The following is a 19,953-nucleotide window of genomic DNA, read 5'->3' as shown; positions in this document are numbered from 1 at the left end:
AAAAAAGAAGTTATTTAGCTACCCGTTATGCGACGAGCCATCCAGTAATGCTTCTTCCAATAATCCTCATTCAAGTTTGAATAAATAACCCCTTTTGAGGTTGAGGCATGTAAGAACTTACCATCAGCATAATAGATACCAACATGTAAGCCACTACGACTACGACCCGTTTTAAAGAACACTAAATCGCCAGCTTTAGGTGTGTTTACTTTAACACCTAATTGAGCTTGCTCTGCCGCGCTTCTTGGCAAGGGTTTTGAAAGTCTATTTTTGAAAAAATTCATCACCAAAGCAGAACAATCACTACCGGCCAAAGTTGTGCCGCCATAACGATACGGCGTATTTTGCCATTTTTTATAGTGAGATTCTATTTTAGCTAACATAGCTGAATCTGATTTGATATTTTTAGTAGAAACCTGACCTTGACTAGTACTACAACCAAATAACACAAAGAGAGAAAAGATCAATGTAGTTATTAAAAAACGTTTCTTTACATTAATGCAGTTGCTGAGCAACGTTCCTAATAGTCGATTGTCTTTTTTTGTCATTTCTTTTTGTTCCTTTATTTAACGTCGACCAATGCGGATAACGTCTTGCTACCTTTAGAGTTCTAGGTAACACGCCTTTTTCCCATTCATTTTTATCTAATTTAGATAATCTAACAGGGCTCATGTCCGCATGGCTGCGATGATTTAAACTTTCTTTAAGGCGAATTAATCGTAAAGAAAGAAAACAAATAATAACATCATCAACACTTAATTTACTATATCCAGAAAGCTGATACCGCATTCTAGAACCATAATGTTTAGCAGTTTGCATTAAACTACCAACTGCTGCGCCAATTAACGCAGCCGAGCCAAGCGAAATACCACCAGTTGCTAAGTCAATACTTGCACCAATTGTTGCGCCTGACACAAAGCCTTTAGTCAAATGCATGCCTACCGTTTTTAGTGCATCAACATTAAAAAGGTCAGCATTATAACGACCCTTGATTAAAGGCAAGCTCTCTTCACTCTCTTGAGTTGAATCGAATTGATACAATTTTAATAATTCATCGATCGCTATTTGTTCTCGCTTTCTAACTTTGTTTTGTAAATCAGTAATCGCTTGGCGATCGTCTAGTTTAGCCATTTTGTAAAAGGCAGTAACATCAACAAGCGTTTCGGCAATAATCCGATTAGCGGTTTGATTACGAGAATCACGAATTTGTGAGATTTTATCTAGCCAATTATCTAATATTTCTTTAGCTGGTTCAACCAATAAAGCAAGGCTACGATATAGTCGCTCTTCGCCATCTAAAGGTGGAAAAATAGCGTCAAACTTAATAATAGCATGAATTCCAACGCGTGACAGTAATCTTTTCCATTCCTTTTCATTTTGGTTGCAATCAGCGATAAAATTTAAAACGGCTAATATTGGTTTATCACTATTAGCTAAAATAGCTAATTCATCGTGATATTTGGATAATACTGGTTCGCGCACATCTATCACATAGATGGCTGCATCACTATTTAACAATTGTCTAATAACTTTAGCTTCTTGATTAAATACGTTTTCAGACTCTGGACTTTGTAAAAAAAATGTTAATTTATCAATACCATCAAGTTTTGAATTAGCGGGAACAAGTTGGTTAATGTAATCATAAAGGGCTAAACTGTCTTCTAATCCTGGGGTGTCATAAAAAACAATCGATTTATTATCTTCAAGTGGCAATGTTATTGATTCAACATGTCTTGTCGTGCCAGGGCGATCCGATACCTGACCAAAATGGTTATTCCGGACTAAAGTACGTAATAATGATGTTTTGCCAACATTGGCATGACCAACCACAGCTAATTTTAATGTTGATAACATCTTAAAGATCCTCGCTTAACCAATCAGGTTTAGCTAACTGTAAAGAGAGCAATTGCCAATTATGATACTGCTTACCTTGATTAATAAACCAAATACGACTTTGTTGCGATTTGTTAATCAGTTGATTAATAAAATTCAATAGCCCCCTATCGGGTGATCTATCGGTATCAATTGCAATTAATAATTTTTTAGCAGGTGTTAATTGCAAATAATCTAGAATTTTACTGCGCTGTTCACGAGTATTTAAAAAACCTAAAAATGAAACAGACTCTGGATGATGCCAACTTTCTTGCACATCAATCGCAACCAAAAAAGCGCCTGTTCCATCTTCAATAGAATGTGTTGGCAAATGCCATTGGTGATCGTTGTTACCAAATTTATCAGCATCTTCAATGTTAATCAGTAATGGCTGTAATTGATTTGCTAATATTTGATAATCTGGGTGTGAAATATTGAGCTTAATTTGACGGCAACTAATTAACCAATTAACACCACAAAATACCATACATAAAAATCGTACGACTAACCCGTAAATAATAAACACACCCAACAACCAAATAGCCCACGACGAACGCACTTCACCAGCATTTAAAGCATGTTCACTTAGCTTTATTACATCATCCTTAGGAATATCAAAACCCAATAATGATGGTAAATAACCTAAATAACGAGTTAAATTAATAATGGTATCAGAACTAAGTAATGTCGTTTGCCATTCAAAGCTATAATGCCTGGTTGAAAATAATACAACTAATACCAACAATGCACTACTTAAAATCACAGTCCAAAACAGATTAAGAACAAAACCAATGAGCCAGCGAACTCTTGAACCAAACAGTTCAACAAACGCAGGAATAAGCTGTTGTACAGTCTTTTTCTGAGATAGTTTTTTCGCTAACCACAACCAGACATGAATCAACAAACTGCCACCAAAATTAGCAAAGAAAAAAAACGAACTAAGCCAAATAGATAATGTAATCAAATGCACACCTAATAAACTAAAAAGTGCCCAATACAAATTGATTGGATTTTGACTTAACGCCCCCAATGCTAAAGAGCTCCCCAAAAATACAGATAACAGCAGTAATAGCACAAAAGAAAATTTAACAGATCTTAACAGTATTTTCTGCGCCGAATATAACCCATTTTGTTTAGACAACATGGTTGCTCGCATCACAATTCGATCTGTGAGCGATATCTGTTCTACTCTTACTTGTCTATTAATATCTTGATCAGCAAACCGTCCAGATTCGGTCTCAATTAAATGAATGGTTTCGGTCAGCCAGAGTGATTTTAGCTTTTGTCGCATTAGATTTAATCTTCGCCATTATGATGAATATAATATAAAAGAAACGCGACCTAAGTCGCGTTAATAAAATTCGAATCAATTATTGCGTAATTTCGCCAATTTTACTTAATAAATTTTGGATACGTTGTTGCCATATTTGTTGATCTTGTTTTAGTTTTTCGTTTTCGTCACGTAGTGCTTTCATTTCATCAGAACTATCATTGATCAGTTGCTCCAACTCTTGATTACCTCGTTTTAAAGTTGCAATTTCTTGTTGTAATGTGGTGATAGTATTAACAGTGTGTTGGATTTTATTCTCTAATTGGTTCAATATTTCTAATGACATATTTTTCCTCAGGCTCAATTTATTTGGTGTATAATGCTAATCATTATACCGAATTCATTCTAAAATCAACACTATTTTAAACCTTAAGTTGGAGAAAATTATGCGTAAACCACTTGTTATGGGAAACTGGAAGCTCAATGGTAGTATCGATATGGCTAAAAACCTAGTTGCAGGACTACGGAAAGAGCTATCAAACGACACAGCATGTAATATTGCAATTGCACCACCTGTTGTCTATCTTGATTCTGTAAAGCACCAATTAGATGGAACTAACATCATTTTAGGAGCCCAAGATGTCGGTATTCATCTTTCTGGCGCTTATACTGGTGAAGTATCAGTAGAAATGTTAAAAGATATTGGTGTGACTCACATCATTATTGGTCATTCTGAACGTCGCACTTATCACAAAGAATCTGATGAATTTATTGCTAAAAAATTTGGTGTCATTAAAGAAGCGGGTTTAGTGCCTGTATTATGTATTGGCGAAACTGAAGCTGAAAACGAAGCTGGTCAAACACAAGCTGTTTGCGCTCGTCAAATTGACGCGGTCATCAAAGCACTTGGAGTTCAAGCATTCAACGGTGCTGTTATTGCCTATGAACCTGTGTGGGCAATTGGAACTGGCAAATCTGCAACCCCAGCACAAGCTCAAGCTGTTCACAAATTTATTCGTGATCATATTGCAAAACAAGATGCAAAAGTGGCACAACAAGTGATCATTCAATATGGTGGTTCTGTTAATGACAAAAATGCAGCAGAATTATTTACTCAACCAGACATTGATGGTGCATTAGTCGGTGGCGCATCTTTAAAAGCTGATGCTTTTGCGGCAATTGTTAAAGCAGCAGAATTGGCTAAAAAATAAATCACAATATAACTAATAATAAAAAAGACGTTGATAAGCGTCTTTTTTATTTGCAAATTAATATTATTTTTTTGCTTTTGGTTGATAGCGCGATGGCCAAATTTTTTCAACAGGGACTTGCAAATACTCGGAAATAATTCGTTCATACTTAGGACAATGTCGATATAATGCATTTCTTAAAGTATCAGCTTGTAATCCACTCGCTCTCGACAATGCTCTTAAATTTCCACCTCTAATTTTAATTTCTCCCACTACTCTAGATGGGGCCCAGTCTTGATCTTGCTCTCTCATTATGAGATCCTCTATTGGTTAAACTTTTGCTGTTGTAAAGATTATCGGTATTACAACGTTCAAAAAATATTCAAAAGATAAAAATTACAAGCAAAGAATAGCACATAAAAAAACGAATTAAAATAAAAAAAACGAAAAAAGCATATGGAATAAAATGAAAAATGACAGAAAACAAAATAAAAAAAACAACAGAAGAAGAAAAAACACGAATTCTAACTAGTACAGGAGTTATTGATTTTAAGAAAAGATTAAACTTAGTACTAGAAGGAGTATCGGGTAACGCATTTGCAAAAAAAGTTGGTATGTCAGAAGCTGTGATACGGGATTACCTATCAGGGAAAACCTATCCTGCATTAAATAGACTGGCGATTATTGCCCAAAAATGTGATGTACCTATTGAGTGGTTAGCAACAGGAAAAGGAGAATGTCGATTATTGGCAGAGTCCAAATATAGTAGCTTTGTACATATTCCATTTCACCATTTAAACGAAACAAGTAAATCTTATTCGCAAATCGAATCAATCCCATTTGATATGACTTTAATAAAACATCAAGGTTGTAGTTGCGAAGATTTAACTGCAGTATGGGCAAAAGGCGATAGCATGGAGCCTACAATATCAAACCACGATATTCTTATTGTCAACAAAGCGCATTACAAACCAATTGATGGCTATTTGTATGCTGTTGAATATGAAGATCAAATCAGCATAAAACGCATTCAAAATCAAGGCGTCAATTTGGCACTACTTTGTGATAATCCTAAATACCCTGCCATTATTGGCGATAAATATGGTCAACAAGATTTTAAAATTATTGGGCTTGTTGTTTACCTTTTAAAAGATCTTAACTAATTTTGATTTGACCTATTAAATAATAGCAGCTTTATAAGTTTTTACTGGTAAAGCTGTTTTAATCTTATGCGTTCGCATTTTTTTCTGCGAAAATAAAAAAAACCAAAAATCGTCAAAAAGCTTCGTGAAAGTATTCTTTTAAATATAAATGTAGTATTAAGTTAATTTAAATTTGTATAAAAAATGAATCAATACAGTAATCTTTATCTGCATAACTTTATGCTTTTTTCCTTAATTATGCTAAAATTGATGTCAAATTTTTATTAATTTTACCTATTAATTATAGTCATTATGTCAAATATAAACACTCGAAAAAAAGTCGTTATCGGTATGTCTGGTGGTGTTGATTCTTCTGTTTCGGCATATTTATTGCAACAACAAGGATACGATGTTGTTGGATTATTTATGAAAAATTGGGAAGAAGACGACACCGAAGAATACTGCTCCGCTGCCGTTGACTTAGCAGACGCACAAGCAGTTTGTGATAAATTAAACATCAAATTACATACTGTCAATTTTGCTGCCGAATATTGGGACAACGTGTTCGAACATTTTTTATCGGAATATCAAGCAGGCCGAACACCAAATCCCGATATTTTATGTAATAAAGAAATTAAATTTAAAGCCTTTTTAGAGTATGCTGGCGAAGATCTCGGCGCTGACTTTATTGCCACTGGGCATTATGTTCGTAAACGCGAAACAGATGGTAAAGTTGAATTATTACGTGGCATAGACACTAATAAAGACCAAAGTTACTTTCTTTACACTTTGAGCGAAAAACAACTAAGCCAAAGCTTGTTTCCCGTCGGAGAGCTTGAAAAGCCTGAAGTACGTAAAATTGCCCAGCAACTTGGTTTAGCTACCGCCGCAAAAAAAGACTCAACGGGTATCTGTTTTATTGGTGAGCGCAAATTTAGTGATTTTTTAGCCCGATATTTACCCGCTCAAGCAGGTCATATTCGCACGGTTGATGGTGAAATTATAGGCCAGCATCAAGGTCTGATGTATCACACATTAGGGCAACGTAAAGGACTAGGTATCGGTGGTTTAAAACAAGCCGATGACACACCATGGTATGTAGTTGACAAAGACCTAACCAATAACGAATTAATTGTGGCACAAGGTCATGACCACCCCGCACTATTTTCAGACGGATTAATTGCTCAACAACTCCATTGGGTTGACCGTAAAGTAGTAACCGAACCATTTAACTGTACGGTAAAAACGCGCTATCGCCAACAAGATATCGCTTGCCAAGTAATACCTCTAGCTGACGACAAAATTAACGTCATTTTTGACAACCCTGTTGCGGCTGTTACACCAGGTCAATCTGCCGTCTTTTATAAAAATGAAGTATGCCTTGGTGGCGGCATTATAGAAGAACGAATAAAAAGCAGTAAGGAGTACTAAAGTGAATAACAAATACCATCATATTGCCATCGCCCTAGCAGGTGCTACGCAAAGCGCAATATTAGTGCCACAACTTGCCAACACAGGGGTTTGTAGTGCAATACTTTATGAACAAGCAATAAAAAGCGTGTTTAAAACTTCGCCGAAAACAACGGATGATGTTTATGATGGTATTGAAAATGTTAAAACAGGCTTACAAACGTTAATACAACTATTATCATCAGGACAAAAAGAGCAAGTCCAAATTATTCGTTACATATTTGGCACACTTAGTATTACAAGTAAATTATTAAAAAATAACGATGCATTAGATAAAATAGACCAGCGATTACGACGCATTTCAGGACTTTATTCGGAAATGAACGATGAAACTGTGAGTGCTAATGTTGATGATCTGTCCTATTCATTAGCGGGAATTTATTCTGACATCATCAGCCCAATATCAACTAAAATAAAAGTTACTGGTAAAATCGAATTTTTACAAAACTCATTAGTGCAAGCAAAAGTAAGAACTGCGCTTTTGGGGTGTGTTCGATCAGCCATTTTATGGTATCAAGTTGGCGGTAGTCGCTTTCAGTTTATTTTTTGCCGTAAACGTATTTGTAATGCTGCACAACAACTTTTGGACCAAATTAATCGCGCAAGCTAATTTACACTTTATAATTGATATTTCAAAATAGCAACGGAGTTAAACCGATGGAATTATCTGCACTTACTGCCCTTTCACCAATTGATGGACGTTATGGTGACAAAACAACAGAATTACGCACCATTTTTAGCGAATATGGCTTATTAAAATACCGTGTTCAAGTTGAAGTTCGTTGGTTACAAAAGTTAGCCTCTCAAGCAGATATTTTAGAGGTTCCATCCTTAAGTCAATCAGCTATCGATCACCTTAATAAAATTGTTGAGCAATTTAGTGAACAAGATGCTAAGCGTATTAAAGAAATCGAAAGAACCACAAATCACGATGTCAAAGCGGTAGAATACTTTTTAAAAGAAAAAGTCAGCACCAATGAAGAATTACATGCGATTAATGAATTCATCCATTTTGCCTGCACATCTGAAGACATCAACAACTTATCTTATGCATTAATGCTAAAAACAGCGAAAGAAACAGTATTAGAACCATATTGGAACAAGCTGATTGATAAAATTACCTCGCAAGCCAAAGCTTATCGCGATTTACCGCTGCTTTCAAGAACACATGGTCAGCCTGCTACACCATCAACAATTGGTAAAGAATTTGCCAATGTCGCTTACCGTTTAAAACGTCAACTAAAACAACTAAAATCAGTTGAAATATTGGGTAAAATTAATGGTGCAACAGGTAATTATAATGCACATATGGTTGCTTACCCACAAGTAAATTGGCATAAATTCAGCGAAGAATTTGTTTGCTCGCTAGGATTAAAATGGAACCCTTATACCACCCAAATTGAACCCCATGACTATATTGCCGAGTTCTTTGATTGTGTAGCACGCTTTAATACCATTATGATCGACTTTGATCGCGATGTTTGGGGATATATTTCGTTAAATCACTTTAAACAAAAAACCATTGCTGGCGAAATTGGCTCTTCAACCATGCCACACAAGGTTAACCCAATCGACTTTGAAAATTCAGAAGGAAATTTAGGTATTGCCAATGCAATCATGAACCATTTAGGTAGCAAATTACCTATTTCCCGCTGGCAACGCGATTTGACCGATTCAACAGTATTACGCAATTTAGGTGTAGGTATTGGTTATGCCATTATAGCTTACCAATCAACCTTAAAAGGCTTAAATAAACTTGAAGTTAATCACGATTACTTACTTGAAGAACTTGATCGAAACTGGGAAGTATTAGCAGAACCAATCCAAACCGTCATGCGCCGTTACGGCATCGAAAAGCCTTACGAAAAACTAAAAGAACTAACCCGAGGAAAACGTGTTGATGCTAAAGGCATGCAAGAATTTATTGACTCGTTAGATTTGCCCGAAGACGAAAAAACACGGCTAAAACAGCTAACACCGGCTAACTATATTGGTTATGCAGCTAGTTTTGTTGACGATTTAGCCTAACAGTTTAAATGTAATTAGCCTAATGCAAATCACACTGCGTTAGGCAATATTACTATTCAAGTGATCGATATAAATCAAACGAAAAACGCACTTGCACAGTAAATATAAATCACCTAATAAAAAAGAAAATAGAGAAATCAATTGAATATTCGCATTGCAACACGAAAAAGCCCTTTAGCGCTATGGCAAGCTAATTTTGTTAAGCAACAACTGCTAGCTGCTCACCCTAATTTAACGGTGGAATTGATTCCGATGGTCACTAAAGGCGACGTATTACTAGACAGCCCCCTATCAAAAATTGGTGGAAAAGGATTATTTGTTAAACAGCTTGAACAAGCGATACTAAACAACGAAGCGGATATCGCTGTTCACTCAATAAAAGATATTCCTGCTGAGTTTCCTGAGGGATTAATGTTAGCAACAATTTGTCAACGCGACGAAGTACGTGATGCTTTTGTGTCAAACCAATACGCCAACTTAGACCAATTACCCAATGGTGCAATTGTAGGTACATCAAGTTTACGACGCCAATGTCAGCTACGAGCTAAATACCCCCACTTACAAATTAAAGAACTACGTGGCAACGTTGGAACACGTTTAGCAAAGCTTGATAACAATGAATACGATGCTATTATTTTAGCGTCAGTTGGACTAAAACGCTTAGCGCTTGAACACCGAATAAAACAGTATATTGATATCAATTTAATCTTACCTGCGGTTGGACAAGGAGCTATTGGCATTGAAACACGAAGTAATGACGAATGCCTATTATCACTATTAGCTCCACTTGATAACAACCATAGCCGCCAATGCATTATAGCAGAAAGAGCAATGAATAAAGCCCTACAAGGTGGATGCCAAGTACCTATTGCCTGCTATAGCCAGCTAAATAATGACACGTTAACTTTACAAGGATTTGTTGGTTGTGTTGATGGGTCACAAATAATCAGAGCTGAACTAAAAGGCCCTGCAAGCCAAGCCGAACAATTGGGTCACAACCTAGCCAAACAGCTATTAAACCAAGGTGCTGACAAAATACTACGGGAATTAATAGACGAATGATTTATGTAACAAGACCCTCGCCCAATGGCGAGGAACTAACTAAACAACTGAATCAAGCCCATTTACCGGCAACTCACCTTCCCTTATTTGATATTTTACCCAGCTCTGAGCTGGTTGATTTACAGCAACAACTTAACCGCCTTTTGCCATCAGACATTGTTATTGCGCTATCGCCACAAGTAATTCATACCATCAAAGCACATTTACCCGATTTATACTTTCCAAAGCATGTACATTATTTCGCAATTGGTAACAAAACGGCACACTTATTAAGTCAACTAACCACAACTAAAGTCAGCTCCCCTAAACAAGAAGATAGCGAAGGTTTATTAGACTTACTCAAAAACACAACGCTAGCACATCGCACCGTACTCATTTTACGGGGTAACTCAGGCCGGCAATTATTAGCAGACACACTCACAACACAACAAGCGCAAGTTAAATTGCTAGCATGTTATCATCGAAAGCCAATAACCTATTGTGACAATATTTTGGCTAACAACATAAACAATCAAATTATCATTATTACCAGCGTTGAACACTTAATACAGCTTGAACTTTATTGTCAAAGACAACACAAACAGCAAGCCCAGCTCGTTGTAACCAGTGAGCGAATTTTAAAAAAAGCACAACAACTAAACTGGCAAAACGTTTTGCAAATAGTAGGTGCAAATAATCAAATTTTATTTAAAACAATGTTAACTCTATGTCATAATGCCAATATCAATTTTGAATAAATCTAAATGAGGTTATTTATGCCGCCAAAATATTATGGTGCCAACGCAACACTCTCAACTATTAACACAACTTCATTTAGTCAACCAACGACAACAGCGAATCAAAATGAAGCGAATAAGATTATGAAAGAAGACAAAAAAAATCAAACAAGCTCACAATCTACTACAACTTTAGAATCTAAAGCTCAACCCCAAGACAGTAATAACAGTCACACAAACAAAGTGCCGGTTTCAAAACTATCAATACTTGCAATAGCATTAACCGTTTGCTTAAGTGGTATTGGCTTTTATTATGGTAACAACCAAGTTGAAATGCAAAAAAAGACCATCTCAACATTACAAACAGAACTAGCCAATTTAAAACAAACCACTAAGCAGAGCATAACAGACGATCTCAACAGCAGTATTAGCGATGCGGTTAACAAACAAAATCAACAATTCAACACATTAGAACAGCGCGTAGAGCGTGAACTTGGCGATCAGCAAAAAGTACAACAGCAATTAAGCAACCAAGTAAATGATACCTTAAAGCTCAACGAACAAAGCTTACAAAACATCAACGAACGTTTAGCGGCTATGTCAACCACAGATCATAAAGTTTGGTTGATTTCACAAGCAAATTATTTAGTACACTTAGCGGGACGCAAAATTTGGAATGACCAAGATTACACATCAGCACGACTACTCCTTAAAAGTGCTGACGAAAGTCTAGCTCAAGCTGATGATCCTAGCCTATTACCTGCTCGGCAAGCGATCAGTAAAGATATTAACTCACTTGCTCAAGTAAGCTTTATTGATACTGACGGCATTATTATTAACTTAATTGGATTGTCAGATTCGCTTACCGAATTACCTTTAGTGGGTCATTACCAAGAAATCGATCTTGGCATGACCCAATATAACGAAGATTCAACCAATACAGATGACAACAAAGAACCACAAACCAAAAGCGCTAACGTAGCAAACAATCAGCAAGCACAAGCAAATAATGCAACTGACAATACAAATAGCGAAATATCATCGTCAACCAGTGATTGGTCTAACAATTTATACAACAGCACCAAGACTTTTATGGATAAATTCATTACCATTGAAAAGCTTGATAATAAAGACAACAGCTTCAAAGCATGCTTAGAACACGCTGGCCAAGATGAAAAGCAAATCATCCATTGCCAAATATTAAAAGCACCGTTAAGCATAGAACAATCGCTTTATCTGCGTGAAAATATCCGTTTCCGCCTATTGATTGCAGCACAAGCGGTACCAAGGCATCAAGATCTTATTTATCAACGTGCACTTAGCGATACCGCAACTTGGGTGAATGCCTATTTTGATGGTAATGCACCAAGCGTTAAAGCATTTATTAATGAACTCGAGACTTTACAAAGTCAATCAATCAGCGACCAAAACGTTCCTGAAAATCTAACTAGTATCAGCGAACTTGAAAAACTAATGCAAACTCGCGTTCGTTCAATGTTGGCAAAATAGGAGAATAATAATGATAAAAATACTGATTATTTTCTTAGTGCTAGTGGGTGGATTTTTTCTTGGACCATTATTACAAGGACATCAAGGTTCGGCGGTATTTGAATTTGTAAATTACCGTGTCAGCATGTCGTTTAATTCATTTATTATACTTGAATTAATTGGTCTGCTTTTCCTTTACCTAATTTATTCTATTTTCAATAAAATATTAAATTCTAAAACTGTATTAGGCAATTGGTTACGCTTAAAATCACCTAAAAAATCGATAAAACGCATTGAACAAGCGCAAATTTTATTGCTAGAAGGTGATTATCAACAAGCAGCAAAACTCTTTGTAAAAAGTGCCAAAGGGGCAAAAAACACTACTTTATCGTATTTACTTGCCGCGCAAGCGCAAATCGACAATGACGAATTAATTCAAGCCAATCAATCGCTAGAACAAGCAGCTAAAAGCTGTCAGCCTAAAGAAATTTTTGCCTTTCAATTAGTACAAATTCGGCTACAACTAAAAAACCGCGAATACACTGCCGCACGTAGCGTATTAGAAAAATTACTAAATGAAAAGCCTCGCAATGTCGAAGTGCTTAGATTAGCCGATCAACTTTATTACGAAACTGGCGATTACCAAGCAGTTATAGATCTATTACCAGTAATGTATAAAACTAAAGCATATAGCGAATCGCAACTCGATCAGTTTAAACAAGCGGCTTATATTGCTAGAATCAAGCAATTATCGACCGATAGCGATACACAAGCACTTATAAAATGGTGGCACTCACAACCACGAGCTATTATGAACAACATGACTTATCAAAAAGCGATGGCTACCTATCTTAATCAACTAGGCCAAAATAACGAAGCCGAAAAGCTATTAAAATCGATTAGCAAACTAGAACAAAAAGAAAGAACATAACAAAAAAACAGGGCAAATAGCCCTGTTTTATTTTAACAGTTCACAAAAACAACAATAAACGTCAGTTCAATTGACCTAAATTAAACCACAAAATAACGAATCAGTGCCATAAAGCACATACCTGCAACTACAATACACATTAAGTTTTTCGTAATAACAGCAACAATGACAGTTGGAATTGTCGCCAAACAATATTCCACATGGAAACTAGGAAACTGCCCCTCTTTTGCCACAAACAGATTTTGCACAAACAGTGCAGTTAAAATACACAAAGGTACATACGACAAAAAACGAATCACCACATTTGGCAACTGCAACTTTCGAACCAACATAAAAGGAATTACTCTTGGCAACCAAGTAACTAGGCCACAACCTAAAATAATCAATAGACTATAAACTGTCATCCATCACGCTCCATTGCCATACCCATAAAACAGCCACCAAAAGTGCTAATTAAAATCGCCATTTCAGGTGACACAAAACGCATTAACAAAATTAACATAACAGCAACGGTAACCATTACTAACAGTCGATTTTTAAGGCTCTTACTTTTATCACCAATCAATTGCAAATAAAGTAAACCAATAAACATGGCAACTAAGGCATAATCTAAACCAAACAAGTTAGGATCGGGTAACCATTCACCGATTACCGCACCTAAAAAGCAAGACATAATCCAAGTCAAATAAGCCGTAACATTAAGCCCATGCATCCAAGCAGCATTTACAGGTACTTTATTGGCAATGGCATTCATCACAACAGCAAAGCTTTCGTCGGTTAACAAACTACCAATACCGATATTATTTAAAAATGAAAATTTACGAAAAGCTGGCGCTGTTGCCATACTCATTAAAAAATGACGGGAATTAACTAAAAAAACAGTAAAAATAATAGCTGAAACAGGTGTAGCCACCATCATCAAACCCGCAATAATAAATTGCGATGCACCAGCATAAACAATAATAGCCAGTAATGTAATTTCAAACACAGATAGATTTGCCGACTTACCCACAACCCCTGCAGCAATGCCAATACCAATATAGCCTAATAACGTTGGAATACACGCATAAACGCCATCTTTAAAAGTCAAAGACATAATCATCCCTTACGATAACATACACCTATACAGAATATTGCAAACAAGTAACAAAGTGCTTATAAACGAAAACCTAAACACTAAATTAAGCTACTCAACTAACAATAAGCCACAATATATTGCCAAATTTTGCTATAATATCGTTTAACTTGTATTAATGGCAATCAAAACAAATAACTCAATAGCAACCAACGTGGCAAACATATCTATGTATACAGGAACTCTATTTATCATCTCTGCGCCTAGTGGTGCAGGTAAATCAAGCCTTATTCGTGCTTATCTAAACCAACAACCACATCAAGCCAAAGTGTCAATTTCGCATACAACACGCGAACCACGACCTGGTGAAACACATGGCGAACATTATTATTTTGTCGATCATAAACACTTTGAATCCTTAATTGATAAAAATGCATTTGTAGAATATGCCAACGTATTTGACCACTATTACGGCACATCCAAAGCAGAAATAGAACAAAGCCTATCACAAGGAATTAATGTCTTTTTAGATATTGACTGGCAAGGTGCACGGCAAGTACGCAAAAAAATGCCTCAAGCAAAAAGCATCTTTATATTACCACCTTCGCTAAAAGAGCTAGAAAACCGCCTAATAAAACGTGGCCAAGATAACAGTGCCGTCATAGCCAAAAGAATGCAAAAAGCGCAAGCCGAAATTTCGCATTATAACGAATACGACTATATCATTATTAATGATGATTTTGATGCTTCATTAAACGCATTAAACGCAATCATTACCGCGGCTAGCTTAGAGCAACAAAAACAAGCAATTATCAACAAACAATTATTAGCTGATTTATTGAGTACTCAATCGAATTAAAAACAAAATATATCGCCAAAACACCGGCGATATACTATTAGGATCGGTTAATGACCTAAGGCTTGATCAGCCTGATCGTTTTGAATCAGCTCTAACTTGTAACCATCAGGATCTTCAACAAAAGCAATAATCGTTGAACCACCTTTTACTGGCCCTGCTTCGCGTGTTACTTTACCTCCGGCTTGCTTAACGGCGTGACACATTTGGGCGACATCATCAACACCAATAGCAATATGACCAAATGCCGTTCCATGATCATATGTATCTGTGTCCCAATTATAAGTTAGCTCAATAACTGAGCTCGTTGTCTCATCGCCATAGCCGACAAAGGCTAATGAATATTTATATTGTGTGTTTTCGCTTGTTCTTAGCACTCGCATCCCCATTACACGGGTATAAAAATCGATCGAACGCTGCAAATCACCAACTCGGATCATCGTGTGTAAAATACGCATTGCTTATTGTTCCTTTAAACATAACAAATAAAAATCACATAGAGTTTATACGTTAGTATTTAGACAGGCAAATTTTTGTTATTGAAAGGGAGACATGTATGAAGAATAATGATGGATAAAAAACAGATCGCCACTCACTCAACTAAATATAATGCTCATCATCAAGATGAGCAAAATCAAGTATTATATTTTCAATTAGTGATTATTTTGATTGGTTGTTATAACGTGGTGATGCACTAATTTTCTTACCGTTAGTAACTAAACGAACCGCTTGACCAGCAAAGAAATCTTTAGCTGAACCTTTTTGTACAATAACAATATTTGATCCGTTTTCTTGTTTAATTTCTAATTCAACAGCACTAGCTTGGCTAGTTTTATCTTGAATGGTATCACCCAAAATTGCACCACCAATAGCACCGGTTGCAACAGCTAGCACTCGACCAGTACCACCACCAATAGTATTACCTAATACACCACCTAAAACCGCACCGCCTAAGTTACCTGCTACGTTTTCGCTCTTACCGTCTGATGATGCATTAGCTTGAATTTTAACAGGACGTACTGAAACAACTGTACCATAACTCACTTGCTGAACTTGTTTTGCTTGATCAGCAGTATAAACATCGCCAGAATAAAGATCACTATTGCTACATCCTGATAAAATTGTAGCTAAAATAGCTAATGTGACGATTTTTTTCATAATTAATTCCTCATATAATATCGGTATCTTACTCATTATACCTTGTTTAGGATAATATCGTTTTTGAAAAACGACAACATCATTTTCATTATTTTATCAATAGCCAATACAATTTATCCTTAAGTTAGGTTATACTCAGCGCAATAGTTTATAGAGCGAACAATGAGTATATGAAACGGTTATTTTTTCCATTAATATTATCAGTTATGATAACGGCTTGCCATGATGCAAATCAAGCGCCCAAAAAAAATGATAGTGCTGAATTAAAACAACCATCAAATAATTGTTTAAACCACTCATCGGCGAATAATTTGCATTTAGACAGCACTCCTGCTTTAGGATGTCCCGTAAAATAATTTAATAGGCACATGTAACACAATGAAAACGATAGAAATCGACGAAGAATTATACCAATTTATTGCCGGCCAAACTAAACACATCGGCGAAAATGCATCAAGTATATTACGACGTTTATTGAAAATAGATCAGCCAACCTTGGCAAAACAAAATATCACCGCACAAAAAGAAAGCCATTATACGCCTTTTAATGACTTATTAACCAGCGATACCTTCACAAATGAAAAATCCATTATTAATCGCTTTATATTATTACTTAGTGCACTGTATAACTACAACCCAGCACTCTTTGCCATTGCGGCCACCTCATTACACGGCAGCAAACGCCAATATTTGGCCAAAGACAAACAATTGCTAGAAACATCAGGTAAAAACACCAAACCCCGTGAAATCATTGGCACACCTTATTGGGTTATTAGCAACACCAACACTGCCAGAAAACAATATATTATAGAATCAATAATGAGTGACATGGGCATATCCGAAACGATGATAAACCAAGTCACCAATGCTTTTTTACCTTAACCGGACAAATAACAAATAAAAGCTAAAAACGCGATCTCTTCTAACTCATTCACGTTTTTAGCCATTATAAAAATACTATTTTATGAAAGAGGATTAAAAAATGGCCAAGCAAAACCGCGCAGGAATGTTAGCTCAACCATCAGATCTTATTAACGTTGAAACATTACGGAATAATTATTATCAAATTCAACCTGACACGGATAATGCTAGCCAACTAGTCATATTTGGCACCTCTGGCCATCGTGGCAGTTCAAACAAAGGCACATTTAACGAAGCACATATATTAGCCGTAGCTCAAGCCATTGCCGAATACCGCAAAGCCAACAATATCACAGGACCATGCTTTATAGGGCAAGATACTCATGCATTATCAGAACTCGCATTAAAATCAGTGCTTGAAGTCTTTGTTGCCAACGAACAAACAGTTGTCATGGCGCAAGATTGGGGTTATACACCAACGCCTGTGATATCGCATGCTATTTTAACCTACAACCAAGGCAAACAAACTCAACTAGCCGACGGCATTGTAATAACCCCATCGCACAATCCACCAGAAGATGGCGGAATAAAATACAACCCAACCAATGGCGGTCCTGCGGATACGGACATCACCAAACAAATTGAAAACCGCGCCAACGAACTATTAAAAAACAAACTCAATGAAGTCAAGCGCGTAACTTTAGACAAGGCCATTAATTCAAATTACATTCATACCAAAGAGTACGAAACTGACTACATCAACGACCTTGAAAACATTTTAGATTTAGCGCTGATCAAATCATCATCGCTACAAATTGGCGTTGACCCACTGGGCGGTGCTGGCATCACCTATTGGCCTCGAATAGCCGAAAAATACGGTATCAACCTCAATATTGTAAATAACAAAGTCGATCCAACATTCAGCTTTATGCACCTAGATCATGACGAAGTGATTCGAATGGACTGCTCAAGTCGCTGGGCCATGGCAGGGTTATTAAAATTAAAAGACCAATTTGATTTAGCCTTTGGCAATGATACCGACTTTGACCGCCATGGTATTGTCACACCTAAAGGACTAATGAACCCAAATGCCTACCTATCAACTTGTGTCAATTACTTATTCCAAAATCGTCCACAATGGCACAAAGATATCGCTATTGGCAAAACACTAGTTACAAGCTCGATGATCGACCGCGTGGCAAATAGCCTAAACAAAAAATACTTAGAATACCCTGTTGGATTTAAATGGTATGCCGATGGGCTTTACAACGGCAAGCTAGGCTTTGCAGGCGAAGAAAGCGCAGGTGCATCGTTTTTAAGAACCAACGGCAAAGTATGGGCAACCGACAAAGATGGTATTATCCTATGCCTACTTGCAGCCGAAATGACAGCCAAAATGGGCAAAAACCCACAAGAACAGTACCAAGAACTCGAAGATAAATTTGGTGTTTCTTATTATGGACGAATCCAAGCGCCTGCATCGTTTAGCGAAAAACAAAAACTAGCTAAACTTGATGCCAGCCAACTAACCACCGACAACCTAGCTGGTGAAAAGATCACTCAATGCCTAACCACTGCACCGGCTAACAATGCTGCAATTGGTGGACTTAAAGTGATAACTAAAAATGGCTGGTTTGCCGCTCGTCCTTCTGGAACAGAAGATGCTTACAAAATTTATGCTGAAAGCTTTATAAGTAATGAGCATTTAAATACGTTACAGCAAGAGGCGCAACAAATTGTGGCTAAAGCGATTAAATAATCGAAAAAAACAAATGCAATAAAAAAACAGCAGCTATTTGGCTGCTGTTTTTTTATGTAGGTTTTTATGTAAAAACACAAAATAAAAACTTTAATAAAATCAATATGTTTTCTGACTGATTTTTGGGCGGAAAATCAGGCCTTTTTGGGTTGGTGGATAGAATGAATTAGGTGCGGTGGTTTCGGACGTTTTGACCTTGGGTGGACAAAATAGTTACAGTGACCACGTCCGAGTCAGGGAATTAAAGCGAATTCCCTGACAACCCACGCTTTGGCTGCAGAATGTGGCCTGCGGCTGCCCGACGCCGACGCTCGGTCTTGACGCACCGTTTGTGGACGCGCTCCCGGCGCACCACAAACTCGCCAAACATCCCTGTTTGGCGTGCTAACCTCGCTCTGTTGTCTGCACATTCTGACGCCGGAATAAGACAAATAACATAACCATCGTTTTTGGGATGGGTTGTTGTGTTTTTATTAGGCGGTTTTTGTTTAAAAACAGCCAGAAAAAACTTTAATAAAATCAATACCTTTTCTGACCGATTTTGGGCGGAAAATCAGGCCTTTTTGGGTTGGTGGATAGAATGAATTAGGTGCGGTGGTTTCGGACGTTTTGACCTTAGGTGGATAAAATAGCTACAGTGACCACGTCCGAGTCAGGGAATTAAAGCGAATTCCCTGACAACCCACGCTTTGGCTGCAGAATGTGGCCTGCGGCTGCCCGACGCCGTCGCTCGGTCTTAACGCACCGGCTATGATTACTCGTATCATCCTGATACTCGCCTCTTCGAGGCCATCTTCGCTTTGCTCAGATGTTCAAATTTGTTCCAGACAAATTTGTCGTTCCAGACGCAGCACAAACTCGCCAAACATCCCTGTTTGGCGTGCTAACCTCGCTCTGTTGTCGGCACATTCTGATGCCGGAATAGGACAAACAACATAACTATCTTTTTTGGAAGATATTATGTCTTTACAATTATGTGATTGATTTTATTTGAATTAAACGCCTATACGGCGTTAAGGTTTCTGAATCGTGGGCATTTAAGATGATTTCTTTTCTAAACCGCCTATACGGCGTT

General features: G+C 37.0%; 22 protein-coding genes. 13 read left to right on the top strand and 9 right to left on the bottom strand.

From position 1 onward, the window contains the following. Positions 1 to 14 precede the first annotated feature (14 nt). The 4 genes from GYX25_RS01630 to zapB form a co-directional block, all read right to left on the bottom strand. Positions 15 to 548 carry a C40 family peptidase gene (locus GYX25_RS01630; protein ID WP_091349525.1) on the bottom strand — a complete coding sequence of 178 codons (534 nt, stop codon included), beginning with the start codon at positions 546 to 548 and terminating at the stop codon, positions 15 to 17. Beyond that, the gene (locus GYX25_RS01625; RefSeq protein ID WP_174786531.1) at positions 496 to 1,854 is read right to left on the bottom strand and encodes a DUF3482 domain-containing protein; all 1,359 of its coding nucleotides are present in this window, start codon (positions 1,852 to 1,854) and stop codon (positions 496 to 498) included. The genes GYX25_RS01630 and GYX25_RS01625 overlap by 53 nt, the downstream gene beginning before the upstream one ends. Position 1,855: 1 nt before the next feature. Further along, the gene (locus tag GYX25_RS01620; RefSeq protein WP_174786530.1) at positions 1,856 to 3,163 is read right to left on the bottom strand and encodes a DUF2868 domain-containing protein; all 1,308 of its coding nucleotides are present in this window, start codon (positions 3,161 to 3,163) and stop codon (positions 1,856 to 1,858) included. A 79-nt stretch (positions 3,164 to 3,242) separates the two neighbouring features. Next, positions 3,243 to 3,488: a cell division protein ZapB gene (gene zapB, locus GYX25_RS01615; protein WP_091349519.1), complete on the bottom strand. Its 246-nt coding sequence runs from the start codon at positions 3,486 to 3,488 to the stop codon at positions 3,243 to 3,245. A 100-nt stretch (positions 3,489 to 3,588) separates the two neighbouring features. Between zapB and tpiA the strand changes: the two genes are divergently transcribed. Continuing rightward, positions 3,589 to 4,353 (top strand): triose-phosphate isomerase, encoded by a 765-nt coding sequence (tpiA, locus tag GYX25_RS01610; RefSeq protein ID WP_091349517.1) that lies wholly within the window; start codon positions 3,589 to 3,591, stop codon positions 4,351 to 4,353. A gap of 63 nt (positions 4,354 to 4,416) precedes the next feature. Here the strand turns inward: tpiA and GYX25_RS01605 are convergent, their stop codons facing one another. Next, the gene (locus GYX25_RS01605; RefSeq protein WP_091349515.1) at positions 4,417 to 4,644 is read right to left on the bottom strand and encodes a helix-turn-helix domain-containing protein; all 228 of its coding nucleotides are present in this window, start codon (positions 4,642 to 4,644) and stop codon (positions 4,417 to 4,419) included. 161 nt (positions 4,645 to 4,805) lie between these two features. Here GYX25_RS01605 and GYX25_RS01600 point away from each other — a divergent pair, with 161 nt between their 5' ends. From GYX25_RS01600 to GYX25_RS01565, 8 genes are all read left to right on the top strand, one after another. Beyond that, positions 4,806 to 5,495, top strand: a complete 690-nt coding sequence (locus GYX25_RS01600) for a LexA family transcriptional regulator (RefSeq protein WP_091349512.1) — start codon at positions 4,806 to 4,808, stop codon at positions 5,493 to 5,495. 291 nt (positions 5,496 to 5,786) lie between these two features. Continuing rightward, the gene (gene mnmA, locus GYX25_RS01595) at positions 5,787 to 6,905 is read left to right on the top strand and encodes a tRNA 2-thiouridine(34) synthase MnmA (RefSeq protein WP_174786529.1); all 1,119 of its coding nucleotides are present in this window, start codon (positions 5,787 to 5,789) and stop codon (positions 6,903 to 6,905) included. Position 6,906: 1 nt separating this feature from the next. Continuing rightward, a complete protein-coding gene (gene hflD / locus GYX25_RS01590; protein WP_091349507.1) occupies positions 6,907 to 7,554 on the top strand; it encodes a high frequency lysogenization protein HflD in 648 nt (215 codons plus the stop codon). Between the two features lie 47 nt (positions 7,555 to 7,601). Continuing rightward, positions 7,602 to 8,972: an adenylosuccinate lyase gene (gene purB, locus GYX25_RS01585; protein WP_091349504.1), complete on the top strand. Its 1,371-nt coding sequence runs from the start codon at positions 7,602 to 7,604 to the stop codon at positions 8,970 to 8,972. Between the two features lie 141 nt (positions 8,973 to 9,113). Further along, positions 9,114 to 10,034: a hydroxymethylbilane synthase gene (gene hemC, locus GYX25_RS01580; RefSeq protein WP_174786528.1), complete on the top strand. Its 921-nt coding sequence runs from the start codon at positions 9,114 to 9,116 to the stop codon at positions 10,032 to 10,034. Then, positions 10,031 to 10,771 (top strand): uroporphyrinogen-III synthase, encoded by a 741-nt coding sequence (locus GYX25_RS01575; protein WP_091349498.1) that lies wholly within the window; start codon positions 10,031 to 10,033, stop codon positions 10,769 to 10,771. Before hemC ends, GYX25_RS01575 begins: the two co-directional genes overlap by 4 nt. 18 nt (positions 10,772 to 10,789) lie before the next feature. Then, positions 10,790 to 12,259, top strand: a complete 1,470-nt coding sequence (locus GYX25_RS01570; protein ID WP_174786527.1) for a uroporphyrinogen-III C-methyltransferase — start codon at positions 10,790 to 10,792, stop codon at positions 12,257 to 12,259. 10 nt (positions 12,260 to 12,269) lie between these two features. Further along, positions 12,270 to 13,169, top strand: a complete 900-nt coding sequence (locus tag GYX25_RS01565; protein WP_091349493.1) for a heme biosynthesis HemY N-terminal domain-containing protein — start codon at positions 12,270 to 12,272, stop codon at positions 13,167 to 13,169. A gap of 80 nt (positions 13,170 to 13,249) precedes the next feature. Here GYX25_RS01565 and GYX25_RS01560 read toward each other — a convergent pair whose 3' ends face one another. Beyond that, a complete protein-coding gene (locus tag GYX25_RS01560) occupies positions 13,250 to 13,573 on the bottom strand; it encodes an AzlD domain-containing protein (protein WP_160403092.1) in 324 nt (107 codons plus the stop codon). Next, on the bottom strand, positions 13,570 to 14,265 hold the full coding sequence (locus GYX25_RS01555) for an AzlC family ABC transporter permease (RefSeq protein ID WP_238785936.1): 696 nt from the start codon (positions 14,263 to 14,265) through the stop codon (positions 13,570 to 13,572). Before GYX25_RS01555 ends, GYX25_RS01560 begins: the two co-directional genes overlap by 4 nt. A gap of 208 nt (positions 14,266 to 14,473) precedes the next feature. Between GYX25_RS01555 and gmk the strand changes: the two genes are divergently transcribed. Continuing rightward, positions 14,474 to 15,103 (top strand): guanylate kinase, encoded by a 630-nt coding sequence (gmk, locus tag GYX25_RS01550; RefSeq protein ID WP_091349489.1) that lies wholly within the window; start codon positions 14,474 to 14,476, stop codon positions 15,101 to 15,103. 47 nt (positions 15,104 to 15,150) lie between these two features. On the opposite strand, the gene gloA is transcribed toward gmk, so the two are convergent. Together gloA and GYX25_RS01540 are read right to left on the bottom strand one after the other, a co-directional pair. Further along, on the bottom strand, positions 15,151 to 15,558 hold the full coding sequence (gene gloA / locus GYX25_RS01545) for a lactoylglutathione lyase (RefSeq protein WP_091349487.1): 408 nt from the start codon (positions 15,556 to 15,558) through the stop codon (positions 15,151 to 15,153). A gap of 202 nt (positions 15,559 to 15,760) precedes the next feature. After that, complete coding sequence (locus GYX25_RS01540) at positions 15,761 to 16,261, bottom strand: glycine zipper 2TM domain-containing protein (RefSeq protein WP_091349552.1); 501 nt, start codon at positions 16,259 to 16,261, stop codon at positions 15,761 to 15,763. A 167-nt stretch (positions 16,262 to 16,428) separates the two neighbouring features. On the opposite strand from GYX25_RS01540, the gene GYX25_RS01535 reads away from it, so the two are divergent. The 3 genes from GYX25_RS01535 (at position 16,429) to pgm (ending at position 18,878) form a co-directional block, all read left to right on the top strand. After that, on the top strand, positions 16,429 to 16,614 hold the full coding sequence (locus GYX25_RS01535; protein ID WP_091349485.1) for a hypothetical protein: 186 nt from the start codon (positions 16,429 to 16,431) through the stop codon (positions 16,612 to 16,614). Positions 16,615 to 16,636: 22 nt separating this feature from the next. Then, positions 16,637 to 17,140 carry a hypothetical protein gene (locus GYX25_RS01530; protein WP_091349483.1) on the top strand — a complete coding sequence of 168 codons (504 nt, stop codon included), beginning with the start codon at positions 16,637 to 16,639 and terminating at the stop codon, positions 17,138 to 17,140. A gap of 100 nt (positions 17,141 to 17,240) precedes the next feature. Further along, on the top strand, positions 17,241 to 18,878 hold the full coding sequence (gene pgm / locus GYX25_RS01525; protein WP_174786525.1) for a phosphoglucomutase (alpha-D-glucose-1,6-bisphosphate-dependent): 1,638 nt from the start codon (positions 17,241 to 17,243) through the stop codon (positions 18,876 to 18,878). The last annotated feature ends 1,075 nt before the right edge of the window (positions 18,879 to 19,953 follow it).

The sequence above is a fragment of the Gilliamella sp. ESL0254 genome, from assembly GCF_013344985.1.
Classification (GTDB): Bacteria; Pseudomonadota; Gammaproteobacteria; order Enterobacterales; family Orbaceae; genus Gilliamella; species Gilliamella bombicola.
This window is presented reverse-complemented; position numbering and strand designations above follow the sequence as displayed.